The sequence below is a fragment of the Kribbella jiaozuonensis genome (assembly GCF_005233875.1).
Taxonomy (GTDB): Bacteria; Actinomycetota; Actinomycetes; order Propionibacteriales; family Kribbellaceae; genus Kribbella; species Kribbella jiaozuonensis.
On the sequence record NZ_SZPZ01000002.1, the window covers coordinates 1,017,012 to 1,040,553 of the forward strand.

The window sequence follows — 23,542 nt, forward strand, 5'->3', positions numbered from 1 at the left end:
GATGACCGAGTGGGTTCGCTGCTGATCGCTGGTACGACGTCGGATGCCGGCAAGACGACCGTGGTCACCGGCATCTGCCGTTGGCTGGCGCGGCAGGGCGTGCGGGTCGCGCCGTACAAGGCGCAGAACATGTCGAACAACTCGATGGTCTGCGCCGACGGCACCGAGATCGGCCGGGCGCAGTGGATCCAGGCCGTTGCCGCAGGCGCCGAACCCGAGGCGGCGATGAACCCGGTGCTGCTCAAACCCGGCAGCGACCGGCGCAGCCACGTCGTACTGATGGGACAGCCGTGGGGCGAGCTGAGCGCGCGGGGGTTCCTGACCGAGCGGGCCGAGCTCGCCAAGGCGGCGTTCGCGGCGTACGACGATCTCGCGTCGAGGTACGACGTGGTGATCAGCGAGGGTGCGGGTAGTCCGACCGAGATCAACCTGCGGCAGTCCGATTACGTGAACATGGGGCTCGCGCAGCACACGCGGGCGCCGGTCGTCGTGGTCGGGGACATCGACCGCGGGGGAGTGTTCGCGTCGATGTTCGGCACGGTGGCGTTGCTCGACGCGGCCGACCAGGCGCTGATCAGCGGGTTCCTGGTGAACAAGTTCCGCGGCGATGTGTCGCTGCTGCAGCCGGGGATCGACATGCTTGCCTCGGTCACCGGCCGCCCGACGTACGGGGTCCTGCCGTGGCTGTCTGAGCTGTGGCTGGACTCCGAGGACGCGCTCGACATCCCGGTACGACGTACGTCGCCGAGCGACCTGCTGACGATCGCGGTGGTGCGTTTCCCGCGGATCAGCAACTTCACCGACCTCGACGCGCTCGCGGTCGAGCCGACCAACAGCGTCTTCTTCACGACCAGCCCGGCCGAGGTCCGCGACGCCGATCTGGTCGTGCTTCCCGGCTCCCGCGCGACCGTCGCCGACATGGCTTGGCTTCGTAGCCAGGGCCTGGCCGACGCGATCACTGCGCGCGTCGGTGAGGGCCGTCCGGTTCTGGGGATCTGCGGTGGGTACCAGATGCTCGGATCGTCCGTCTCCGATCCGCACGGAGTCGAGTCGGGCGGTGATCACCCCGGGCTGAGTTTGTTGCCGGTCGCAACGGGGTTTTCGCGCGAGAAGACGTTGGCGCGGCCGACGGCCACGGCGTACGAGATCCACCATGGGGTCGTCGAGGTGACGGGCGACGCGGAGGAGTTCCCGGGTGGCTGTCGGAGCGGCAACACCTGGGGCACGATCTGGCACGGGCTGCTCGACGACGACGCCGCGCGGCATGCGTTCCTCACCGAGATCGCCGAGCTGACCGGCAAGCCCGCGCCCGACGGCTCGGTCTCGTTCGCCGGCCTCCGCGCGGAGCGGCTGGACCGGCTCGCCGACATGATCGAGGAGTACGCCGACACCGCCGCGCTGATGCGGTTGATCGAGAACGGCGCCCCGCCCGCACCCTTCGTCCCCCCAGGAGCCCCGTGAAGACCGACCTGCAGGACTACCTCCAGGGCACCCGTGCGTTGATGCTCGCCAAGCTCGAAGGGCTCAGCGAGTACGACCGCCGCCGCCCGCTGGTCCCGTCCGGGACCAACCTGCTCGGGCTGGTGAAGCACCTGGTCGGTATCGAGTACGTCTACCTCGGGACCAGCGTGGGCCGGCCGCCGGCCGAACAGCTGCCCTGGGAAGCGGACGGCTCGGTCTGGGAAGGCGCCGACATGTGGGCCAAGCCGGACGAGTCGACGGAGTACCTCACCGGCCTCTACCGCGAGGCCTGCGCCCACAGCGACCGCTCGATCGCCGACCTCGACCTGGACCACCCGGCCGAGGTCCCGCACTGGCCCGAGGGCAACCGCAGTACGACGTTCGGCGCGCTACTCGTCCGCGTCGTCGACGAAACCGCCCACCACGCCGGCCACGCCGACATCATCCGCGAACTCATCGACGGCCAAGGCGGCAAAGACGCCAACCTGCTCGACGAGACCGGCTGGACGGAGTACTACACGAGCATCCAGCGAGCCGCGGAGACGTTCCTGGATGGATGACTTCGAGCGTCTGCGCGGGCGGCTGTTCGGGATTGCGTATCGGATGACCGGTACGGCGACCGACGCCGAGGAGATCCTGCAGGACGCCTGGCTGCGCTGGCAGGACGCTGACCGTACGTCGGTGCGGGATCCGGACGCGTATCTCGCGAAGACGGTCACCAACTTGTCGATCAAGCAGCTCACGTCCGCCCGAGCCCGCCGCGAGCTGTACGTCGGGGAGTGGTTGCCGGAGCCGGTCCTGACCGGGCGGTTCGACGCACTCGAGGTGTTGGCCGAGCGCGACTCGGTGTCGTTCGCATTGCTGCTGTTGCTGGAACGGCTGACGCCGGCGGAGCGCGCGGCATACGTCCTGCACGAGGCGTTCGGGTACAGCCATCGCGAGGTGGCCGAGCTGATCGGTACGACGGATGCGAACGCCCGGCAGCTGCTGTCCCGCGCTCGCAAGCGAGTGGCGACCGAGCGTCGGCACCCGGTCGACCGGGCACGCTGGCGGGAGCTCGTCGACCGCTTCCTGGCTGCGGCGCAGTCAGGCGAGATCGAACAGCTCGAGCGCCTGCTGGCCGAGGACGTCGTCTCCACCGCGGACGGCGGCGGCAAGGTGATCGCGGCCCGGAACTCAGTGGTCGGCCGGACCATGGTTGCGCGGTACCTGATCGGGACGCTGCAGAAGTTCGGCGCGGGTTTCGTCCTCCGCTTCGCCGAAGCGAACGGCGAGCCGGCGCTGGTCGCCGAAGGCCCCGACGGGCTGATGGCCGTGTGCTTCCTCGAGGCCGGCCCGCAGGGCGTGACCAACCTCCGCTTCGTGCTGAATCCGGACAAGCTCGCCTTCGCCGCTGCCCAGGTGTCACACATCGGAGGGCTGTCAGATCTGAGCTGGTGAACTGAAAGGACACCACATGAGCTCAATCCTCGTCACCGGCGGGACCGGCACACTCGGCCGGCCCACCGTGACCCGGCTCCGCGCCCTCGACGACCAGGTCCGCGTGCTCAGCCGCGACCCCGGCCCGGACCACGTTGTCGCCGATCTGACGTCGGGTGAAGGTCTTGCCGCGGTCGAGGGATCGGACGTGATCGTGCACCTGGCCACCAGCGAGGGGCGCGACGACGTCCAGCAGACCCGCAATCTGCTCGCCGCGGCACCCGGCGTGAAGCATCTGGTGGTGATGTCGATCGCGGGGATCGATCGCATCCCGATGCCGTACTACCGCTACAAACTGGAGGCCGAGCGCCTGGTGGCCGAGTCCGGCGTGCCGTACACGATCCTGCGCGCGACCCAGTTCCACAACCTGATCGACCGCGTCCTGAGCGCTCAACGATTCCTACCTGCGGTGCTTGCCCCGGCGATCTCGTTGCAGCCGATTGCCGTCGAGGACGTCGCCGTACGCCTCGCGGAATTGGTTGCCGGGCCGCCGGTCAACGCACGGGCTGCAGATATCGGCGGGCCCGAACGGCTGCCGGTGGTCGAGCTGGCCCGGCGGTGGAAGCAGGCTCGTGCGGTGCATCGTCCGGTTGTGCCGTTGCGGCTGGCGGGCAAGGCGTTCCGTGCCTTCGCGGCCGGCGCGGCGATGGTCGACGGCCCGGCGTACGGTCACATCACGTTTGCGGAGTACCTGCGATGAGAACCTATGTGCGCACGGTCCTGTGGATTCTTGCCGTCATGGAACTGGTCCTCGGGCTCTGGCTGACGATCGTGCCGAAGACGTTCTACGACCACGTGCCGACGGTGAACTGGACGCCGCCGTACAGCGATCACCTCTTCCACGACTTCGGTGGCGCGAGTCTCGGACTCGGCATCGTGCTGACCGCGGCCGCGGTCCGGCTCGATCGGTTCTGGACCGTGATCGCCTTGGTCGCCTACCTCGCGTACGCCGGGCCGCACCTGGTCTTCCACCTCGGCCACCTGGAGGGTGACGAGCACGCATTGTCGATCGGGCTGGCGGTGATCCTCACGCTCATGGTCGTCCTGCCGATCACCGCTTTGGCGGGGACGCGCAAGTTGACTTGACGACTGTGACAGTAGGACTGTCACAATGGCGGGCATGGGTCCACTCGAGGGCGTGAAGGTGGTCGAGCTGGCCGGGATCGGGCCGGCGCCGTTCGCGTGCATGATGCTGGCGGAGCTCGGCGCCGACGTACTGCGCATCGATCGCCCGGGTGGCAGCCTGTCGCTCGGGCCGCCGGAGCTCGACCTGCTGAACCGCGGTCGGCGGAGCGCGGCGCTCGATCTGAAGCAGCCGGCCGCGGTGGACGTCGTACGGCGGCTGGTCGCGCGGGCCGACGTACTCGTCGAAGGCTTTCGGCCCGGTGTTGCCGAGCGGCTCGGGCTCGGGCCGGAGGCCTGCCACGCGATCAACCCGCGGCTGGTGTACGGGCGGATGACCGGCTGGGGTCAGGACGGTCCGCTCGCACAGACGGCCGGGCACGACATCGACTACCTCGGGTTATCGGGCGCCCTGCATCTGATCGGCCGGGCCGGCGGACCGCCGCAGGTGCCTGCCAACCTGCTCGGCGACTTCGCGGGCGGATCGCTGTACCTCGTGATCGGCGTACTCGCGGCCCTGCACAGCGGCCAAGGACAGGTCGTCGACGCCGCGATTGTCGACGGGTCGGCGCATCTGACCACGATGCTGCTCGGTGCGCTCGCGGCCGGGTCGTGGCGGCAGGAGCGCGGGTCGAACCTGCTCGACACCGGTGCGCCGTTCTACGACGTGTACGAGACGGCTGACGGGAAGCACGTCTCCGTCGGCGCGATCGAGCCGCAGTTCTATGCGGAGCTGATCGAGAAGCTGGGGATCGACGCGCCCGACCGCAACGATCCGTCGAACTGGCCGGCCCTTCGCAAACTCTTCGCCGAGACCTTCCGGCAACGGACGCAGGCGGATTGGACTGCGGTGTTCGTCGGCTCCGATGCCTGCGTCGCACCTGTCCTGCCGCTCGGCGCGGACCATCCGCATCTCGTTGCCCGAGGCACCTTTGTCGACCACCACGGCGTCCGGCAGCCTGCTCCTGCGCCGCGGTTCGACCGTACGCCGACCAGCCTGGGCCGACCGCCGGCGCGGCCGGGGGAGCACACCGGTGAAGCCCTGGCCGACTGGGGCATTACCGACATCGACGAGCTGCTCGGCTCCGGTGCCGCCGTTCAGAACTGAGAGGAAACCGCCCGTGGAACGTCAGCTCTTCGACGCCGATCACGATGCCTTCCGGGAGAGCGTTCGCGCGTTCTGCGAGAAGGAGATCGTCCCGCACCACGACAGCTGGGAGGACGCCGGGATCGTGCCGCGCGAGCTGTGGACCGCGGCTGGTGGCGCGGGGCTGCTCGGCTTCATGATGCCGGAGGAGTACGGCGGGGGTGGGGCGCGGGACTTCCGGTTCAACGCCGTGCTGATCGAGGAGCTGACCCGGGTCCGCGCGAGTGGGGTCGGATTCACGATCCACACCGACATCAATTCGGCGTACCTGCTGGACTATGCGACGCCGGAGCAGAAGGCGCGGTGGCTGCCCGCGTTCTGTGCGGGGGAGACGATCAGCGCGATCGCGATGACCGAGCCCGGCGCGGGGAGTGATCTGCAAGGAATTCAGACGACTGCGCGCCGCGACGGCGATCATTATGTGCTCAACGGGCAGAAGACGTTCATTTCGAACGGGATTCTCGCCGATCTGGTGATTGTGGTCGCGAAAACCGATCCGGCGGCGGGTGCGCAGGGGATCTCGCTGATCGTGGTCGAGCGCGGTATGCCGGGGTTCGAGCGCGGGCGGAATCTGGACAAGATCGGGCTCAAGGCGCAGGACACCGCGGAACTGTTCTTCGACGACGTACGGGTGCCGGTGGAGAATTTGCTCGGCGAGGAGGGCAAGGGCTTCATCTACCTGATGGAGAAGCTGCCGCAGGAGCGCCTGACGATCGCCGTGGTCGCGGCCGCCGCCTGCGAGAACATGCTCGAGGACACCCTGCGCTACGTGAAGGACCGCAAGGCATTCGGCCGCCCGATCGGCTCCTTCCAGAACAGCCGCTTCGTCCTCGCCGAACTCGCCACCGAGACCCAGATCGCGCGTGTCTTCGTAGATCGCTGCATCCAGGAACTCACCGCCGGCACCCTCACCGTCGCCGAAGCCGCCATGGCCAAATGGTGGACCACCGAACTCCAGAAGAAGGTAGTAGACCGCTGCCTCCAACTCCACGGCGGCTACGGCTTCATGACCGAGTACCCCATCGCCAAGGCCTACCTAGACACCCGAATCCAAACCATCTACGGCGGCACCACCGAAATAATGAAAGAAATAATCGGCCGCACACTGGGCATTTAAAGAAAAAGAAAAGAAGAAGAAAGAAGACAAATATAAAAGAAAGGAAAGAAAAAGAAAGAAGAGAAGATATATTTAGTTGGGTGCGTGGTTGAGCTCGCCTTGTTGCCGCCGGTCAGATAGCGGACGCGCACAGGGTCGTAGTCACGGCCGGCACGAGCTCGACACGTGTCGAGCGGGCCACCTACGATCCGGCCTATGTGGAACCGGAACCATCGAGCCGAGTTCGAGCGGCTGAAGGCCGTCCGACTATGACAGTGGTCCAGGTCATCGAAGAAACGGGACCGTACGTCGTTGCACTCGCAGGTATGGCGGCCGGCTATTTCGGAGGACGTAACACTGGCCGTGAGTCCCGGCATCACGCACGGGTGGAGGCGTTGTACCAAGACATGCTTGAGGACCTCGCCTGCCAGTCACGAAAGGCGCTCGACGCAGCCGGCATCGAGGTATTTGGTGCCGGTCCCCCCGGACCGGAGGTGCCATCGGTCAGTAGGTCAAGAGTCCAGCTCTATGCCAGTCCAGCGGTTTCGGCCGCCTGGGACGATGCATGGTTCTATCTGAGCGTCCTGGACCTTGAGCGGAAGGCTGGCGATCAGGATCGAGTGATCCAGGCGACGTTCAAATGGCATGCTGCGGAGCGTGCTGTGCTTTCGGCCATGCGGGACGATCTTGGTGTCCCGAAAGGGTCGCTTCTGGAGGGTGTGCGGCATCGTGTGCGCGCCTCCCGTAAGGCGTTTGCTCGGTGGCGCGTGAAGCGAAGGCGATCGCGTGCTGCGAGCGAGGTGCGTTCGAAGTGACCTGGGGGCGTCTCGCACGCTGGGGTGTAGCTGCCGGCGGCCTGCCGGTGAGGTGCCGGCAGGGCGTCGGGTGCGAGCTGCCGTACCAACCCCTCCCGAGCGGCGCGGCACGCCTGGCGTCGGGGTCTGGAACGCCTTGACAGGCTGACTCAGAGTAGCGATCAAACGGGCGGAGATCCAGACCTACCCGAGCTCGTCCGGTCCTGGTGCGGGCACAGTGATCCGGCTCTGGACGATGTCGTCGGCTACCTCGGTCAGGCGGCGGTTGTTGGCGCGGGCGTAGCGTCGTAGGACCGCGAACGCCTCGTCGACGTCGACGGAGAGGCTGTGGGTGAGGAATCCCTTGGCCTGCTCGATCAGGACGCGGCTGTTGAGGGCCATTTGCAACTGCTCGGTCACGAGCTCCTGGCGGGCCAGGGCGCGTTGGTGCACGATGCCGATCGTGGCTGCGTCGGCCAGCGCCTGCCCGAGCGTGATGGTGTCCGTGCTCAGCGTCCCGGTGCTCGTGCTGAGCAGGTTGACCGCACCCAGCACGTTGTCCCGCAACCGCATCGGAAGCGCCTGGACCGACCGATAACCGGCGTCGATGGTCGCCGCCGTGAACCGCGGCCAGCGGGAGCGAGCGGTGTCGTCCCACAGATCGGCGTACTGGACCGGGCGTCCGCTGGTGAACGCGTCCAGGCAGGGACCTTCGAGCGTCTGCAACTGGGTCAGCTCGACCAGCCGCGCCTCTTCGCTCGAGGCCGCGACGAGATTCAGTACGCCGTGGTGGTCGGCGAGCACGATGCCACAGGCCGAAACTCCCAGTAGCTCGCTGCAGCGCATCGCGAGCCGGTCCAGGAACTCGATGATGTCGAAGTCGTCGACGAGAGTGTCCGACAGCTCGATGAACACTTCCCGCACTCTGCGGTCAATTGCGGTCATCAGTCCTCCTCCTGTTCCTTCTCGACATGGTCGGGGCCAATCTCCTTCGGATCGTGCGGTCCTGTCGGTGGAGAGGCGTCGTGGTCGTTCTCGAGGTGGAGACGACCGGCCATGACCTCTATGGCGACCTCGCGGAGCGACAGACCACTGCTGTAGCTGTGTGCCCGCAGGAGCGCCAGGGCGTCGACGACGTTGATGCGTTGCTGCGCCGCGAGTCGCCCCGCAGCCTGGTGTACTTCGGCGCGCCGGGCCACGAAGGCGGCCTCGATCACGCTGTCCAGGTCTGTGCTGAGGCCGCGCCGATGATCCAGCGCGAGCACGAACACCGTATCGGCGTACACCAGTGCGTCCTGCAGCTGCTCGGGTCGCAGCGGTCCGGCCTGCCGCCGGTACACGCTCAGGACGCCCATCCTGGCGGCGCCTGCAGCGACCGGGAAGGCGAACGCGCCGTGAACGCCCCGGCCCGCGACGGCTGCCGTGAAGGCCGGCCACCGGCGGCCGGCTTCCGGCCCGCCCAGATCGGCCTCCAGCACCGGCATGCCGGTGGCCATCGCCTCCGCGCTCGGCCCTTCGCCCAACGCGAACTGCAACTCGTCCAGCTCACCGATCTCGGGATCCGTGGCCAATAACGGCTCCAACACGCCGCCGTTCCGTGTCAACGCGAGCCCTGCTCCGGAGGCCGACAACGCCCGGGCGCAAGCCGTCACCGCGTGCAACAACGAAGGGGCGGTGCCATCGCCGTCGGCAACGGCTTTGATCGCCCCCCACACCCTGGCACCGCGGTCGTGATCCACCCATTCCGTCCAGATTTCAACCGCCTCCGGGCGGATGCTCCACCCTAGCGGCCGGATCCCCGAAATGCTGTTCATCGCGACGCGTGCCACCAACGGCCGTCACCGCGAACCTCGCGGCCGACGGAGTCCGTCTGTTACCCAGTCCCGCGATTCCTACACCTCGGCTGCCGGCTGCTCGTTCGGCGGCAGGCCCGGTACCGTCCCTCGCGCGGGTCGTGCGGGCGTGATTGACTGCCCTCAGGCATCGAGGGAGGTCGCCATGGGCATCGTTTCTCCGGGGTTCACCGGTCGGCGGCGGGGCGGGACGGAGCTCCCGCCCGGGCAGTACCTGACCCGGGATTTCCCGGTCCTGTCAGCCGGGCCGACACCGCACGTGCTGACGGAGCACTGGGAGTTCACCGTCACCAGCGAGACGGGCGAGAAGTACAAGTGGGACTGGGCCGCGCTGATGGCGTTACCGGCCGAGGAGATCACCAAGGACATCCACTGCGTGACCCGGTGGTCGAAGCTGCAGACGACCTGGAAGGGCGTCTCGCTCGACACACTGCTCGCGGACGTCGAGACCGGCGCGGACTACGCGATGGCGCACAGCTACGGCGGCTACACGACGAACCTGCCGATGGACGACCTGCTCGACGGGCAGTCCTGGATCGCCTACGAGTTCGACGGCGAGCCGCTGGACCCCGAGCACGGCGGACCGGCGCGGCTGCTCGTCCCACACCTGTACTTCTGGAAGAGCGCCAAGTGGGTCCGCGGCCTGGTGCTGTCCGACACCGAGGACCTCGGCTTCTGGGAGACGGCCGGCTACCACGAGTACGGAGACCCATGGAAAGAACAGCGATACGCCGGCGACTGACCTGGCAGGTCGGCACCGTCACCGACGTACGGCGTGAGACCGAGACGGCGCGGACGATCGTGCTCGAGGTACCGGACTGGCCGGGGCATGTGGCCGGCCAGCATCTCGACGTACGGCTGACAGCGGACGACGGGTACCGGGCGTCGCGCTCGTACTCGATCGCGTCGGCCTGGTCCGAGTCGCAGCCCTCGACGATCGAGCTGACCGTCGAGCAGGTACCGGACGGCGAGGTGTCGCCGTACCTGGTCGACGTACTGAAGGTCGGCGATCCGCTGGAGATCCGCGGACCGGTCGGCGGCTGGTTCGTCTGGAAGCCGGAGCAGGACGGGCCGGTCCAGCTGATCGGCGGCGGATCGGGTGTCGTGCCGTTGCGGGCGATGCTGCGCGCGCATGCCGAGGCAGGGAGTACGACGCCGGTCCGGTTGCTGTACTCCGTACGGCGTCCGGAGTCCGTGATCTATGTGAGCGATCTGAAGGACCTGGCCGCGTCGGACGATGTCGACGTGCACCTGGTGTACACGCGGGACGCGCCGGCGGGGGAGCCCCGCGTCGGGCGGATCGATGCCGACGTGATCTCGAAGTACGCGCTCAAGCCGGAGGACGGCGGGACGACGTACGTGTGCGGGCCGACGCCGTTCGTGGAGACGGTGGCGAATCTGCTGGTCGCGGCCGGACATGACCCGGCTCGCGTGAGAACTGAACGTTTCGGACCGACTGGAGGCCCGCGATGAGTGAGACCTATTTGGACGGCAACGCGGCGGCCGGATCCCTGAGCGAACTGTTCGCCGTCGACCTGACCGCGGCCATCGCACAGTGCAACGGCTGCGGCCACACCAGCGTCTTCGCGGAGGCCCGCTTGTACGTCGACGCGCCCGGGATGATCGCCCGCTGCCCCGGCTGCGAGTCCGTGCTGCTCCGCGTCGTCACAACCCCGAACGACACCTACCTCGACCTCCGGGGCCTGACCTACCTGCGGGTCCCGAACTCCTAACGGGGCTTGTTCTGGGTACGCCGGATCGTGTCGCGCTGGGTCTCACCGACGGCTCGTTCGTAGGCGAGCACCAGGCCCTGGATGGTGACCGGCTTGAACCGCTCGACCAGGTGCTGGATGTGCTCGGGCGGGCCGCCGGAGTCGCGGTAGTGCGGCCAGACCTTGGTGCGGAAGACCTCGGTGAGTTCCTCGGCGAGTGCGCGGCCGTGCTCGGTGAAGATCCGGCCGGCGTCCAGGACCGCCTCGACCGGGAGGTCCAGGTCGAGCAGTTCGACGCCGAGGCTGAGGTGTGCGGTCGCGACCTGGAACACGTCCTCGTCCGGCGTCGGCTCGACCACACCGAGCGCGACCAGCATCTCGATGTCGTCGTCGGTGAGCTCCCGGCCGGTACGCCGTACCAGCGCGGCGCGATCGAGCGTTTCCGGGAGGTCGCGCATCCACGGCGTCAGCAGCGTGCGGTGCAGCGCGATGTCCTGCGGGGTCGCGTCGACCGGGATGCGATCCAGGTACCCCTCGATCGCCTGCAGCGTGAACCCGTGGGCCTGGAGCTCGCGGACCAGGTCGAGGCGCGCGATGTGTTCGGGACCGTAGTACCCGACGCGACCCCGTCTGATCGGTGGCGGGATCAGGCCTCGACCCGCATAGAAACGCAAAGTGCGCACAGTCATTCCGACGCGCGCCGACAGTTCATCCACTGTCAGGGTGGCGTCGTCCCCCGAGACATCCGACATGGCGGAGATCATAACGACCCGCACTTGACCATCATGACAGTTCAACTGTCACAATCGGGACCATGACCAGCGAAGCGTTTCTGTACGACGCGATCCGGACGCCGCGCGGCAAAGGCAAACCGACCGGCGCGCTGCACGAGGTCAAGCCGATCCAGTTGATCACCGGCTTGCTGCAGGAGTTGCGGACACGGCATCCCGACCTGGACGCGGCCGCGATCGACGACGTCGTACTCGGGGTCGTCACGCCGATCGGCGACCAGGGCATGGACATCGCGCGGACCGCCGTACTGATGGCCGGCTATCCGGAGACGACCGGCGGCGTGCAGCTCAACCGCTTCTGCGCGTCCGGGCTCGAGGCCGTGAACCAGGCGGCGCAGCGGGTGCGGTCCGGCTGGGAGGACTTCATCCTCGCCGGCGGCGTCGAGTCGATGTCGCGGGTGAAGATGGGCTCCGACGGCGGTGCCTGGGCGATGGACCCGGAGACCGCGCTCGAGACCGGCTTCATCCCGCAGGGCATCAGCGCGGACCTGATCGCGACCATCGACGGCTTCTCGCGCACCGACGTCGACACGTACGCCGCCGAGTCGCACGCCCGTGCCGCGAAGGCCTGGGCCAACGGGTACTTCGCACGCTCGGTCGTACCGGTGACGGATCGCAACGGTCTGCAGATCCTCGACCACGACCAGCTGGTCCGGCCGGGTACGTCGGTCGAGACACTCGCCGGGTTGCCGCTGTCGTTTGCCGCGATCGGGGAACACGGCGGGTTCGATTCGGTCGCGCTGGAGAAGTATCTGGCGGTCGAGCGGATCAACCACGTGCATCACGCGGGCAACTCGTCCGGGATCGTCGACGGTGCCGCGCTGGTTGCCATCGGCAACGAGAAGGCGGGCGAGGCGCTCGGTCAGGCGCCGCGCGGGCGGGTGGTATCGGTCGGTGTCAGCGGTGCAGATCCGACCATCATGCTGACCGGGCCGGCACCGGCCGCCCGGAAGGCACTTGCTCGCGCCGGTCTGGAGGCGAGCGACATCGACCTGTTCGAGATGAACGAGGCGTTCGCGGCGGCGGTCATGCATTTCATGAAGGATCTCGGCGCACCGCACGAGAAGGTGAACGTGAACGGCGGGGCGATCGCACTCGGGCACCCGCTGGGCGCCACCGGCGCGATGCTGATCGGAACCCTGCTGGACGAGCTGGAGCGGCGCGAGCTCCGCTACGGACTGGCCACCCTGTGCGTCGGCGGCGGTATGGGCGTCGCGACGATCGTCGAAAGGCTCTCCGCATGACCAGCATGATCGAGTGGAAGAACGACGCCGGTGTCGTCACGCTGACGCTGAACGACCCGGATGCGTCCGCCAACACGATGAACGACGCGTACGTCGAGGCGATGGGCCGGACCGTCGAGCGACTGGTCGCCGAGAAGGCCCTGCTCAAGGGCGTGATCGTGACCTCGGCGAAATCCACGTTCTTTGCCGGCGGCAACCTGCAGATGCTGTCGCAGATCCAGCCGTCCGACGCCGCCCAGGTCTTCGACACGATCGAGGAGGTCAAGCGGCAGTTCAGGACCCTTGAAACATTGGGCGTCCCGGTCGTTGCTGCGATCAACGGATCGGCGCTCGGCGGCGGGCTGGAGATCGCGCTCGCCTGCCATCACCGGATCGTTGCGGACGACAACCGGATCGAACTCGGCGTACCCGAGGTGACGCTCGGTCTGCTGCCGGGCGGCGGGGGAGTGACGCGCACGGTCCGGATGCTCGGTCTGCAGGATGCGCTGATGAAGGTGCTGCTCCAGGGCCAGCGGATGAAGCCCGCGCACGCGTTGAGCGTCGGGATCGTCGACGAGGTCGTCCCCGCTGAAGACCTGCTCGATGCCGCGCGCCGGTGGATCACGGCGTACGACGGGGACGCCAAGCAGCCGTGGGACCAGGACGGCTACAAGATCCCGGGCGGTACGCCGTCGTCGCCGAAGCTGGCCGCGTTCCTGCCGGCCTTCCCGGCGAACCTGCGCAAGCAGCTCAAGGGCGCGCCGTACCCGGCGCCGCGGGCGATCATGAGCGCCGCGGTCGAGGGCAGCCAGGTCGACTTCGAGACCGCCTCGCGGATCGAGTCGCGTTACTTCGTCTCGCTCGCCACCGGGCAGATCGCGAAGAACATGATCCAGGCGTTCTTCTTCGATCTGCAGTCGATCAACGCCGGCGGGTCGCGGCCGGCCGACGTACCTCGCTACTCCGCGCGAAAGGTCGGCGTCCTGGGCGCCGGGATGATGGGTGCCGGGATCGCCTATGTGTGCGCCAAGGTGGGCATCGAGGTGGTGCTCAAGGACGTCTCGCTCGATGCGGCCGCGCGCGGCAAGGAGTACTCCGAGAAGCTGCTCGCCAAGCAGGTGTCGAAGGGGCGTCTGTCGGCCTCGGACGTCGAGGAGTTTCTCAGCCGGATCACGCCGACCGGCGACCCGAACGATCTCGCCGGGTGCGACCTGGTGATCGAGGCCGTCTTCGAGGACGCGGGTCTCAAGCAGAAGGTGTTCGCCGAGATCGCGGGCGTGGTCGAGCCGGATGCGTTGCTCTGCTCGAACACCTCGACGCTGCCGATCACCTCGCTCGCCGACGGGATCGACCGGCCCGACGACTTCATCGGCATGCACTTCTTCTCGCCGGTCGACCGGATGCCGCTGGTCGAGCTGATCGTCGGCGAGAAGACCTCGGACCGGGCGATCGCGGCGGCGTACGACGTCGTACGGCAGATCAAGAAGACGCCGATCGTGGTCAACGACAGCCGCGGGTTCTTCACGTCGCGGGTGTTCGGGACGCTGGTGATGGAAGGCGCCGCGATGGTTGCCGAGGGTATCGACCCGGTGATGATCGAGCGGGCCGCGACCCTGGCCGGCTTCCCGGCGCCGCCGCTGGCGATGCTGGACGAGGTCACGCTAACGCTGCCGCAGAAGATCCGCGATGCCGCCCGCGCGGCCGGCGACAGCGCCGGTGCGTTCGACGAGCATCCCGGGATGGCGGTTGCGGATCGACTCGTCAACGAGTTCGACCGGCGCGGCAAGGCTGCGGGTGCGGGCTTCTACGACTATCCGTCGGAGGGTCCGAAGCATTTGTGGCCAGGACTGTGGGAACACTTCGCGCATGACAACGCCGTACCGCTGATCGATCTGCAGGAGCGGATGCTGTTCGCGATGGCGCTCGAAACGGTGAAGTGTCTCGACGAGGGTGTGCTCCGATCGGTGCCCGATGCCAACATCGGATCGATCTTCGGGATCGGGTTCCCGCCGCTGCACGGTGGTGCGCTGCAGTACGTCAACGCCTACGGGCTAAGCGCTTTCGCAGCCCGGGCCCGCGAATTGGCCGCTGTATACGGTGCACGCTTCGAGCCGCCGGCACTGCTCGTCCGTAAGGCGGCGACCGGCGAGATCTTCGGCTGATCACGAGCCGATACCAACTCAAGCAAACTCCACACATTCGAACAAAGAAGAGCGCGTCCGGTCTTGCGCCGGGCGCGCTTTTGAGACATTGTGCTGGCACTTCTACAACGATTGACCTGTAGTAGGTTGTGCGAAAACTCGGAGATGCTTAACGACGTTAAGTAACTCGGAACCGTGCGTCGTACCCCTGCGACGTTCCCTCTCGGGAAGGTGGAATTCATGCCTGCTCATGTTCCGAACGCCGGTCTGACCCGGCGGGATCTACTCAAGCGGACCGGTGGACTGGCCGCACTCGCCGCGTTCACCGCGGCCTGCGGCGGCAATACCGGCCGACCGTCCTCAGGGGGCGGAGACGGCGGGTCGAAGGTCAACCTGTCGCAGTGGTACCACCAGTACGGCGAAACCGGCACGCAGCAGGCGGCGACGAAGTACGCCAAGGCCTACACCGACGCGAACGTCACCGTGCAATGGACTCCGGGTGACTACGGCAGCAAGCTCTCCTCGGGTCTGTTGTCCAACAAGGGCCCGGACGTCTTCGAGAGCCAGCTCAACATCGGCATGGTGAAGAGCAACCAGGTCGTGGCGCTCGACGACATCATGGCCGATGTCAAGGACGACTTCCAGCCGGGCGACCTGGCCACGAACACCGTGGACGGCAAGATCTACGGCATCCGGATGATCGTCGACCCGCAGGTCATCTACTACCGCAAGTCCCTGCTGGACAAGGCCGGGATCAAACCGCCGGAGACGATCGACGACCTGATCTCCGCGGCCAAGGAGCTCACCACCAACAAGATGAAGGGGATCTTCGTCGGCAACGACGGCGGCAACGCGCTCGGCGGGCCGGCGATCCACGCCGGCGGCGGCACGTTGCTGACCGACGACAACAAGATCGGCTTCACCGGTGCGGACCAGGCCAAGGCGCTGGGCAAGCTGCACGAGCTGTACGCGAGCAAGGCGGTGCTGCTGGGTTCGCCGACGGACTGGACCGACCCGAGCGCGATCAACCAGGGCCTGGTGGCGATGCAGTGGATCGGCATGTGGGCCGTGCCCGGGATGCAGAAGGCGCTCGGTGACGACCTCGGCGTGATCGCGTTCCCGGCGCTCGACGCGCAGCACAAGGCGGCCGTGTACTCCGGCGGGTGGACGCAGTTCGTCTCGGCAAAGAGCCCGAACGTCGACGCGGCGAAGAAGTTCGTGAAGTGGCTGTGGATCGACCAGGAGGCCGACCAGGAGGACTGGTCGCTGAACTACGGCTTCCACATCCCGCCGCGCAAGAGCCTCGCCGCCAAGGCCGCCAAGCTGCAGAGCGGTGTCGCCGCGGAGACGGTGAAGCTGACGCAGGACCACGGGTTCACCGACAACCCGGCCTGGACGCCGAAGATGAACACGGCGCTCACCGATGTCCTGACCAACGTCATCAAGAAGGGAGCCGACCCAGCCGCCGAGATCGCGAAGGCCGAGAAGACCGTCAACGCCGAGCTTTCCCGGTTGTTCGGATGAGCGCTACCGTCAAGGCGCGCACGGACCCCGCTGCTTCTGGTGAGCAGCGGGGTGGACGACGCCGGCGGAAGGGCATCGCCGGCAACACCCTGTGGTTCTGGGTGTTCGTCGGGCCGTTCGTCCTCGGCCTGCTGATCTTCTCCTACCTGCCGATCATCTGGAGTCTCGTCCTCAGCTTCTTCGAGGCGTACAACACCGCGACGCCCTCGAAGTTCGTCGGTCTGCGCAACTACATCGACATGCTCACCGACCACAACTTCCTGTCGAGCCTGGGTACGTTCACGATCTTCGCGGTGTTCATCGTGCCGCTGACGTTCGTGCTCTCGCTCGTGCTGGCGTTGCTGGTCAACCAGGTCAAGATCGCGCGGGCGTTCTTCCGGTCGGTGTTCTTCCTGCCGACCGCGTGCTCGTACGTCGTCGCGTCGCTGATCTGGCGGTTGTCGATCTTCAACGGCGTCCGGTTCGGTCTCGCGAACACCGTGCTCGGCTGGTTCGGGGTCGAGAACATCGCGTGGCTGTCGACGGTCTCGCCGCCGTGGTACTGGCTCCCGCTGGTCACGGTGCGGTTGTGGCTGCAGCTCGGGTTCTACATGATCCTGTTCATCGCCGGCTTGCAGCGGATCTCGCCGACGCTCTACGAGGCGGCGTACGTCGACGGGGCGAAGCCCGGGTGGCAGGTGTTCCGCTACATCACGCTGCCGCAGCTGCGGGCGACGTCGGTCGCCGTACTGATCCTGAACCTGATCGCGGCGTACCAGGCGTTCGACGAGTTCTACAACCTGATCGGCAACGTGAACTACGCGCGGCCGCCGCTGGTGTACCTGTACGGCATCTCGCTCGGCTCGATCCAGGACCTCGGGCACGGCTCGGCCGGCGCGCTGATCCTCGCGGTCATCATCATGATCGTGACGCTGCTGCAGAGCCGGATCTTCGGCTTCGGAAAGGCGGGCGACTGATGGCAGTCTCGGAGCGTACGACGGGAACGCCGCAACCGATCGGCTTCAGCCGCAGCGCGTGGGGCCGGGTCGGGATGGTGCTGCGGTGGATCGCGCTGTTCATCGCGGTCGTGCTGTTCCTGCTGCCGTTCTACCTGATCCTGCGCAACGCGCTGTCGACCGAGGCGGACATCACCGCGCCGACGTGGACGTTGTTCCCGACGCATCTGCAGTGGAGCAATATCAAGGAGCTGTTCGACGACACCCAGGTGCCGATGGCGCGGGCGCTGTACAACTCCGCGGTCGTGGGCATCCTGGGCACGGCCGGGCAGTTGCTGCTGGCATCGATGGCCGGGTACGGGTTGGCGCGGATCCCTTATCGGCACGCGGACAAGATCTTCTACGCGATCGTGGCGACGTTGATGATCCCGGGTGCGGTGACGTTCATCCCGTCGTTCATCGTGGTGTCGTCGCTCGGGTGGGTGTCGTCGCTGCGGGGTCTGATCATCCCGACGTTGTTCAGCGGGTTTGCGGCGTTCCTGTTCCGGCAGTACTTCCTCGGGTTCCCACGGGAGCTGGAGGAGGCGGCGCGGGTCGACGGCGCCGGGTATTTCGGGGTGTTCTGGCGGATCGTCGTACCGAACTCCTTGCCGTTCTTCGCGGCGCTGGCGGCCATCACCTTCATCGGCAACTGGAACTCGTTCCTGTGGCCACTGGTGATCGGCCAGGACTCGTCCTCCTGGACCATCCAGGTCGCGATGTCGACCTTCATCACCGCCCAAACCATCAACATCCACGAACTCTTCATGGCGGTCGCAGTCTCGATCCTCCCACTGGTCCTCATCTTCGCCTTCCTCCAGCGCTACCTGATCCAAGGCGTAACCCAATCCGGCATCAAAGACTGAAAGGGACACCCGCGAAAGGACACCGCTGCGCGGCGACAGTTCTTTTGCCGCCTTCGGCGGGTGGGCGCGTGTGATCGCGTGGTGGGAGTTGTCGGCGTGGCAACTGTGTCGGTGGGGTGAAGGAACTCGGCGGCAGCTGCGGTGGCTGGGCGAACAACCCGGCCACCGCTCGCGCTATCCACCGCCACGCGCAGATCGGTCACCGCTGCGCGGCGGCTGTTTGTTGCCGCCCACGCCGCCTACGCCGGGCACGCTGGCCTGTGCTGCATGGGCTGGTCTGTGTGACTGATGGAATGGGGGTATGACGACGACAGACTGTCGGCCGGTGTTGCGGTTTGAGGATGCGGCCAGCGAGGGACTGTACAGGGCGACCTATGGGGCGGCGCTCGAGAACTTGCTGGGGATCAATACCGTTCCGTTCGGCGAGGTGCATGCCAGGAGTGGGCTGATGGATCCGGGGGTCGGGATGGTCCGGGCCGGAGGTGGCTACGCGCAGCCGTGGACGCGGGATGCGACGATCAACAGCTGGAACGCGACGAGCTTGCTGGCGCCTGCGCTCGCGGCGAACACGCTGTGGGCGGTGGTCGAGAAGGATGCCGCGGGCAAGCTCATGGTGCAGCAGGACAGCCAGCAGTGGGATCAGGTGATCTGGACTGTGGGTGCCTGGCACCACTATCTGGTGACCGGCGACCGGGACTTCCTGCAGCGTGCGTACGACGTTGTCACGCACACGCTCGCCCTCCGCGAGCAGGCCGCCGTCTTCGGCCGCGACGCCCGGTACGGCCTCTTCACCGGTCCGTCGTTCTTCAACGACGGCGTCTCCGGATTCCCGGCGCCGACGGCGGGCGGGGACGAGTCGCGGGGCAGCGAGAGTACGTCGTACCCGGATGTCGTCTCCGCCATGTACCTGAGCACCAACGCCCTGTACTACGCGGCCTACGTGCGTGCGGCCGAGATGGCGGAGGCGCTCGGCCGGCCGGCTGATGGCCATCGAGCCAAGGCGGCAGCGATCAGGCAGGCGATCAACCAACACTTCTGGAACCCGCGAACCGGAAGCTACAACTATGAGCTCACCGCTGACGGGAGGCCAGGCCCGTACCAGGAAGGCACAGGACTGGCGTTCAGCCTGCTCTTCGGGATCGCCGACGCCGCGCAGGCCAGTTCCCTGATCTCAAGTGCGCAGCGGATGACCTGGGGCATGCCCGACACCTATCCGCACTGGGCCAGGTACTCCAGCGTCGAACCCGGACGGCACAACGCGATCGTCTGGCCGCTCGTGCAAGGACTCTGGGCAAAGGGCCTGGCTGGGCACGGCGATGTGGAGGGGTTCGCAACCGAGACCAGGCTGCTCGCGGAGTTGGTCAGGGACAGTGGCGGTTTCTGGGAGATCTACGACGGGAACACAGGTGCCGTCGAGGGCGGCTACCAGGGCGCGACCGGCGTCCTGAAACGCCGCTGGGAGTCGCAGCCCGACCAGACCTGGTCGGCGACGGCATTCATCGACATGATGCACACCGGCCTGTTCGGAATGACGTTCGACGGCCGCGGCCTCACCTTCGCACCGTCACTTCCGTCCGGCTGGGGCAATGTCACGCTCAGCGGCGTACGCTACCGCGACGCAGTCCTGACAGTGACCCTTCGCGGTACGGGCAATGTCATCCGCTCTTTCCACCTCGATGGCATCGCGTCCACGAAGTACGGCGTACCGGCCTCCCTGCACGGACACCACACGATCGAGATCACCCTGGACTCGTAGCAGTGCAGAATCCGCTCAGCTTGCAGTACCTGGGGTTGGGCGGTCGGCGAGTTTCAGCCAGATGACGCCGGTGATGATGACGGCCAGCCACAGGGCTTTCGTTGCGGACAGGGTCTCGTCGAAGAAGACCGGGCCGAGGGCGGCGGCGCCGACGGCGCCGATGCCGGCCCAGACGGCGTACCCGATGCTGACTTCGATCGTGCGGAGGGCTCGGCTGAGCGCCCAGAGCGTGAGCAGGAAGAACACGACGGCGACGGCGGACCAGGTCCGGACCGTGAAGCCGTGGCTGCCGGCGACGGAGAGGGCGTATCCGATCTCGAAGACGCCGGCCATGAGCAAGGTGAGCCAGGCGGTGCGCGGAGACATGGGGAGGCTCCTCAGACGGTGAGTTGGAGGCCGACGACGCCGCCGATGACGAGGGTGATGCCGATTGCCTTGCGCCAGGTGAGTTGCTGGCCGAAGAGCAGGGCGCCGAGCAGTGTGATGCCGACGCCGGCTAGTGAGGTCCACAGGGCGTAGCCGACGCCTACGTCGAAGGTGAGGAGGGCTCGGCTGAGGAAGTAGGTGCCTAGGGCGCCGGTGATGAGAGTTGACGCGGTCCAGGCGCGGTGGGTGAAGCCTTGGGCCTTGCCGGCGGAGATCGCTACGGCGATCTCGAAGACCACGGCGATGGACAGGTAGAGCCAGTGCATGAGGTTCCTTTCAAGGGGTGCCTCATCAGGGTCAGACTTCACACCGGTGTGAAGTGCAAGACTGGGTCCATGCGCATCGGAGAACTCGCGGACGCCACCGGCGTCAGCACGCGCTCCCTGCGGTACTACGAGGAGCAGGGCCTGATCCGCTCGGACCGCACCGCCGGCGGCTGGCGCGAGTTCGACGAGCCGATGGTCGAGCGGGTCGTGATGATCCAGCACCTACTCGCAGCCGGTCTGGGCAGCGCGACCATCGGCGAGTTGCTCCCATGCCTGGAGGCACCCCCGGCCGAGCGCACCGGCGTACTCGAGGTCCTCCTCGCCGAAGGAGTCGAGCGCCTCGAAGCCAAACGCCGCGAAATAGACCGAGAACTAGAGGTCCTCCAAGCCCTCCGCCAGGACGTCAGCATCCCGACCGCGGCTAGCTGAGCAGGCTGAGCGCGCGCTCCCGGTTGGCGCGATGGGTGAGGATCTCGGCGCGGTTGTGCGCGGACTCGTTCACGGCTGTCGTGTGGGCGCGCGGGGTCAGGTGGTCGACGTACAGCGTGCCGGCTAGGTGTTGGGTTTCGTGGAGCAGGCAGCGGGCCAGGTAGCCGGTGGAGTCGAGGGTGAAGGGGTGGCCTTCCAGGTCTTGGGCGTGGAGGGTGGCTCGGGTGGGGCGGGGGAGGTGGGCGTTGGCGCCGGGGAGGGAGAGGCAGCCTTCGGTGCCGGGTTGGGTGCCGAAGAGGGCGGTCATGGTTTCGATGCGAGGGTTGAACGCGTGGCCGACGTGGCGGTCGCCGTGTTCGTCGGTGAGGTCGTAGACGAACAGCTGTGCGTCGACGTCGACCTGGTTCGCGGCGAGGCCGCAGCCCTCGGCGATCCACATCGTGGTGAACATGTCGTCGATCAGCGCACCCCAGCGCGCCGCGCCGAACTCGGTCACCGGCCGGCACGGTCGGTGCAGGATCTCCTCGCCGTACTCCGTGATCCGCCGGGGCGTGCCGCGCCGTACCTCGTCGGTCAGCTCGGGCAGGCGGCGGCTCAGGCGCCCCTGGATGTACGTCGGCATACAAAGATCGTAGTCTGCAAAGTCTGAGCTTTGCAAAGCTCCGAGTTAGGATGCGGCATGGCCGAGCAACGCAGTACGCCGAACCGCCGCGACGTCGTCCGCGCGCATCCGCTGCGGGAAGCGCTGCTGGACCTGATCGACCGGGACGGTACGACGACCTCCACGATCGCGGCGCGGGAACTGGGGGAGAGCACGGGGTCGTGCTCGTTCCACCTGCGACGGCTGGAGGCGCTCGGGGTGATCGAGGCGGTGCCGGGCGCGGCGGGGCGGGTGAAGCCGTGGCGGCGGATGCGGGTCGAGCAGGCGACGCTCAACCGCGAGCTCGAGGACACGGCGTACGCGAGCTGGCTGACCGCGAAGACGTCCGACGACGAGGACTTCGCGTTCAGCGAGGTGGTGACGCTGGCCGACGGGGAGCTCGCCGAACTGCGCGCCCGCCTGCATCGGGTACTCCGCGACTTCGTCGGCTCCGAGCCGAGATCGGACGCTGCGACACCGACCGCGGTGATCATCCGCGCCTTCCCGCTTCGTGAAGAGCAGTAGATCGAGGGAACCGCCCGGGAACTCACCGCGTCAGCGCAGGAGACGGCACCCAGTCGACTACGGAGTTCCCATGACCTACGGCCAGCCGGACCGCAACGCCAACCAGCAGCAAGGAGGCGCCGGGTATCCGCAGCACCTCTGGCCCGACTACTCGCAGGATCCGACCGACCCTGCTTGGCAGCCTCGGCCGATCCCGGCACAGCGGAAGAGTACGGCGTTGCTGGGCGTCCTCGCCTTCGTCCTCGGGCTCGCCGCCCTGGTGGCGCCGTTCCTGCCCATCGACATGACGGGATTCCGCCAGTACGCCGCTTTCCCGTTCGCGCTGCCGGGTGTCGGGCTCGCGATCGCGGGACTGATCGGCCCCCGGCGCGGGAAGCCGCTGGCCGTGGTCGGCGCGGTCCTGTGTGGGCTGGCGCTCGGCGTCGGCGCGATCATGCTGGTCAGCTACCTCTGACCGGGCCTGAGATCGTCAGCCGGTGTCCTTCCGGCAGCGCCAACGTGAACGTACGCCGGTACCACGACGTGTCCTCCGGCGCCGTCGACTCGACCAGGCCGGCGGCTAGCGCGGCGTCGTACAGAGGATCGACGAGTACGCCGACGTCGAACGTGATCGTCGCGGGCGAGATGGCACCGGCTGCGCGCCGTACCTCCAAGCCGCTCTGACCGTTCCACTCGGTGAAGCCGAGATGCACGAGGCCGTCGAGCTCGAACCGGATCTGGAGCCCGAGCAGCTCACACAGCAACCGCGCGGTGGCGGCGAGGTCGCGGACCTCGAGCACCGGCATGATCCCGAACGTGGTCGGATCGGTCGGCTTCGCGGCGCGGCCCATCACGACGGACTGTGCGATCTCGCCGGGCAAGGTCCGCGGCAGTCGGCCGACGAGGTCGAGGCCGGCGTACCGGGCGACGGCGAGCGACCGTACGTTGCGTGAGTCGATCCACGCCTCGACGCCGGTGATCGACGGTTGCTCGAGCAAGTGGTCGACGACGGTGCGAGCCGCCTCGCTCATCAGCCCGGCGCCCCATCGATCGCGCTGCAGGTACCAGCTCAGCCCGCGGATAGAGCTGCCTTGATCCGAGAACACCGCGATCACGCCGACTGCGGTCGTCTCGGGCCGAACCCGCAGTACCCACGTCCAGCCGCCGTTGTCGCCGAACTCGCGCTCCAACCGCTCCCGCGACTCGCTCTCGGTCGTCGTCGGAGTCATGTATCCACCCCGGGCCCACTCCGGATCCGAGAACATCGCGTGCAACGCCGGCAGATCGCGCTCCAGCTCGAACTTCACGAGATCGAGCCGAGATGTCTCGAGCATCTGG

Annotated in this window: 27 protein-coding genes; 20 read left to right on the forward strand and 7 right to left on the reverse strand. The window is 67.4% G+C overall.

What is annotated here, in order from left to right; translation table 11 throughout:
• The first annotated feature begins 9 nt into the window (after positions 1 to 9).
• The 8 genes from FDA38_RS16395 (at position 10) to FDA38_RS16430 (ending at position 7,120) form a co-directional block, all read left to right on the forward strand.
• Positions 10 to 1,461 (forward strand): cobyric acid synthase, encoded by a 1,452-nt coding sequence (locus FDA38_RS16395; RefSeq protein ID WP_137254878.1) that lies wholly within the window; start codon positions 10 to 12, stop codon positions 1,459 to 1,461.
• Positions 1,458 to 2,021 (forward strand): DinB family protein, encoded by a 564-nt coding sequence (locus FDA38_RS16400; protein WP_233714756.1) that lies wholly within the window; start codon positions 1,458 to 1,460, stop codon positions 2,019 to 2,021. Before FDA38_RS16395 ends, FDA38_RS16400 begins: the two co-directional genes overlap by 4 nt.
• A complete protein-coding gene (locus FDA38_RS16405; protein ID WP_137254879.1) occupies positions 2,014 to 2,901 on the forward strand; it encodes an RNA polymerase sigma-70 factor in 888 nt (295 codons plus the stop codon). The genes FDA38_RS16400 and FDA38_RS16405 overlap by 8 nt, the downstream gene beginning before the upstream one ends.
• 16 nt (positions 2,902 to 2,917) lie before the next feature.
• Positions 2,918 to 3,640, forward strand: a complete 723-nt coding sequence (locus FDA38_RS16410; RefSeq protein ID WP_137254880.1) for an SDR family oxidoreductase — start codon at positions 2,918 to 2,920, stop codon at positions 3,638 to 3,640.
• A complete protein-coding gene (locus tag FDA38_RS16415; RefSeq protein WP_137254881.1) occupies positions 3,637 to 4,026 on the forward strand; it encodes a hypothetical protein in 390 nt (129 codons plus the stop codon). Before FDA38_RS16410 ends, FDA38_RS16415 begins: the two co-directional genes overlap by 4 nt.
• Before the next feature lie 34 nt (positions 4,027 to 4,060).
• A complete protein-coding gene (locus FDA38_RS16420) occupies positions 4,061 to 5,170 on the forward strand; it encodes a CaiB/BaiF CoA transferase family protein (protein WP_137254882.1) in 1,110 nt (369 codons plus the stop codon).
• Between the two features lie 13 nt (positions 5,171 to 5,183).
• Complete coding sequence (locus FDA38_RS16425) at positions 5,184 to 6,326, forward strand: acyl-CoA dehydrogenase family protein (protein WP_137254883.1); 1,143 nt, start codon at positions 5,184 to 5,186, stop codon at positions 6,324 to 6,326.
• A gap of 248 nt (positions 6,327 to 6,574) precedes the next feature.
• On the forward strand, positions 6,575 to 7,120 hold the full coding sequence (locus FDA38_RS16430) for a hypothetical protein (protein ID WP_137254884.1): 546 nt from the start codon (positions 6,575 to 6,577) through the stop codon (positions 7,118 to 7,120).
• 183 nt (positions 7,121 to 7,303) lie between these two features.
• Here the strand turns inward: FDA38_RS16430 and FDA38_RS16435 are convergent, their stop codons facing one another.
• Positions 7,304 to 8,044, reverse strand: coding sequence for a GAF and ANTAR domain-containing protein (locus FDA38_RS16435; protein WP_137254885.1), 741 nt, complete (start codon positions 8,042 to 8,044; stop codon positions 7,304 to 7,306).
• The gene (locus tag FDA38_RS16440) at positions 8,044 to 8,928 is read right to left on the reverse strand and encodes a GAF and ANTAR domain-containing protein (protein ID WP_137254886.1); all 885 of its coding nucleotides are present in this window, start codon (positions 8,926 to 8,928) and stop codon (positions 8,044 to 8,046) included. The genes FDA38_RS16435 and FDA38_RS16440 overlap by 1 nt, the downstream gene beginning before the upstream one ends.
• A gap of 169 nt (positions 8,929 to 9,097) precedes the next feature.
• Between FDA38_RS16440 and FDA38_RS16445 the strand changes: the two genes are divergently transcribed.
• Genes FDA38_RS16445 through FDA38_RS16455 form a run of 3 tightly spaced genes read left to right on the forward strand, consistent with a single transcriptional unit; the run spans position 9,098 to position 10,685 of the window.
• The gene (locus tag FDA38_RS16445; protein WP_137254887.1) at positions 9,098 to 9,694 is read left to right on the forward strand and encodes a sulfite oxidase-like oxidoreductase; all 597 of its coding nucleotides are present in this window, start codon (positions 9,098 to 9,100) and stop codon (positions 9,692 to 9,694) included.
• Complete coding sequence (locus tag FDA38_RS16450; protein WP_137254888.1) at positions 9,664 to 10,425, forward strand: ferredoxin reductase; 762 nt, start codon at positions 9,664 to 9,666, stop codon at positions 10,423 to 10,425. The genes FDA38_RS16445 and FDA38_RS16450 overlap by 31 nt, the downstream gene beginning before the upstream one ends.
• Complete coding sequence (locus FDA38_RS16455; RefSeq protein ID WP_137254889.1) at positions 10,422 to 10,685, forward strand: DUF6510 family protein; 264 nt, start codon at positions 10,422 to 10,424, stop codon at positions 10,683 to 10,685. The genes FDA38_RS16450 and FDA38_RS16455 overlap by 4 nt, the downstream gene beginning before the upstream one ends.
• On the opposite strand, the gene FDA38_RS16460 is transcribed toward FDA38_RS16455, so the two are convergent.
• A complete protein-coding gene (locus tag FDA38_RS16460) occupies positions 10,682 to 11,416 on the reverse strand; it encodes a MerR family transcriptional regulator (protein ID WP_233714757.1) in 735 nt (244 codons plus the stop codon). The two genes, FDA38_RS16455 and FDA38_RS16460, sit on opposite strands and share 4 nt — an antisense overlap.
• 62 nt (positions 11,417 to 11,478) lie before the next feature.
• Here FDA38_RS16460 and FDA38_RS16465 point away from each other — a divergent pair, with 62 nt between their 5' ends.
• From FDA38_RS16465 to FDA38_RS16490, 6 genes are all read left to right on the forward strand, one after another.
• Positions 11,479 to 12,699, forward strand: a complete 1,221-nt coding sequence (locus tag FDA38_RS16465) for an acetyl-CoA C-acetyltransferase (protein WP_137254890.1) — start codon at positions 11,479 to 11,481, stop codon at positions 12,697 to 12,699.
• A 5-nt stretch (positions 12,700 to 12,704) separates the two neighbouring features.
• Positions 12,705 to 14,840 (forward strand): 3-hydroxyacyl-CoA dehydrogenase NAD-binding domain-containing protein, encoded by a 2,136-nt coding sequence (locus FDA38_RS16470; protein ID WP_137255502.1) that lies wholly within the window; start codon positions 12,705 to 12,707, stop codon positions 14,838 to 14,840.
• A 219-nt stretch (positions 14,841 to 15,059) separates the two neighbouring features.
• A complete protein-coding gene (locus FDA38_RS16475) occupies positions 15,060 to 16,343 on the forward strand; it encodes an ABC transporter substrate-binding protein (protein WP_137254891.1) in 1,284 nt (427 codons plus the stop codon).
• A complete protein-coding gene (locus FDA38_RS16480) occupies positions 16,340 to 17,299 on the forward strand; it encodes a carbohydrate ABC transporter permease (protein WP_137254892.1) in 960 nt (319 codons plus the stop codon). The genes FDA38_RS16475 and FDA38_RS16480 overlap by 4 nt, the downstream gene beginning before the upstream one ends.
• A complete protein-coding gene (locus FDA38_RS16485) occupies positions 17,299 to 18,183 on the forward strand; it encodes a carbohydrate ABC transporter permease (RefSeq protein ID WP_137254893.1) in 885 nt (294 codons plus the stop codon). Before FDA38_RS16480 ends, FDA38_RS16485 begins: the two co-directional genes overlap by 1 nt.
• A gap of 448 nt (positions 18,184 to 18,631) precedes the next feature.
• The gene (locus tag FDA38_RS16490; RefSeq protein ID WP_137254894.1) at positions 18,632 to 19,939 is read left to right on the forward strand and encodes an MGH1-like glycoside hydrolase domain-containing protein; all 1,308 of its coding nucleotides are present in this window, start codon (positions 18,632 to 18,634) and stop codon (positions 19,937 to 19,939) included.
• A gap of 15 nt (positions 19,940 to 19,954) precedes the next feature.
• Here FDA38_RS16490 and FDA38_RS16495 read toward each other — a convergent pair whose 3' ends face one another.
• Positions 19,955 to 20,305, reverse strand: coding sequence for a DMT family transporter (locus FDA38_RS16495; RefSeq protein ID WP_137254895.1), 351 nt, complete (start codon positions 20,303 to 20,305; stop codon positions 19,955 to 19,957).
• 11 nt (positions 20,306 to 20,316) lie between these two features.
• Positions 20,317 to 20,631 carry a DMT family transporter gene (locus FDA38_RS16500; protein WP_137254896.1) on the reverse strand — a complete coding sequence of 105 codons (315 nt, stop codon included), beginning with the start codon at positions 20,629 to 20,631 and terminating at the stop codon, positions 20,317 to 20,319.
• Between the two features lie 69 nt (positions 20,632 to 20,700).
• On the opposite strand from FDA38_RS16500, the gene FDA38_RS16505 reads away from it, so the two are divergent.
• Positions 20,701 to 21,060 (forward strand): MerR family transcriptional regulator, encoded by a 360-nt coding sequence (locus FDA38_RS16505; RefSeq protein ID WP_137254897.1) that lies wholly within the window; start codon positions 20,701 to 20,703, stop codon positions 21,058 to 21,060.
• Here the strand turns inward: FDA38_RS16505 and def are convergent.
• A complete protein-coding gene (gene def / locus FDA38_RS16510; protein WP_137254898.1) occupies positions 21,053 to 21,682 on the reverse strand; it encodes a peptide deformylase in 630 nt (209 codons plus the stop codon). The two genes, FDA38_RS16505 and def, sit on opposite strands and share 8 nt — an antisense overlap.
• Positions 21,683 to 21,739: 57 nt before the next feature.
• Between def and FDA38_RS16515 the strand changes: the two genes are divergently transcribed.
• Complete coding sequence (locus FDA38_RS16515) at positions 21,740 to 22,225, forward strand: winged helix-turn-helix domain-containing protein (protein ID WP_137254899.1); 486 nt, start codon at positions 21,740 to 21,742, stop codon at positions 22,223 to 22,225.
• A gap of 70 nt (positions 22,226 to 22,295) precedes the next feature.
• Entirely contained in the window at positions 22,296 to 22,679 is a 384-nt protein-coding gene (locus tag FDA38_RS16520; protein WP_137254900.1) for a hypothetical protein, read from the forward strand.
• Here FDA38_RS16520 and FDA38_RS16525 read toward each other — a convergent pair.
• Positions 22,666 to 23,538: a GNAT family N-acetyltransferase gene (locus FDA38_RS16525; protein WP_137254901.1), complete on the reverse strand. Its 873-nt coding sequence runs from the start codon at positions 23,536 to 23,538 to the stop codon at positions 22,666 to 22,668. The two genes, FDA38_RS16520 and FDA38_RS16525, sit on opposite strands and share 14 nt — an antisense overlap.
• Positions 23,539 to 23,542: the final 4 nt, after the last annotated feature.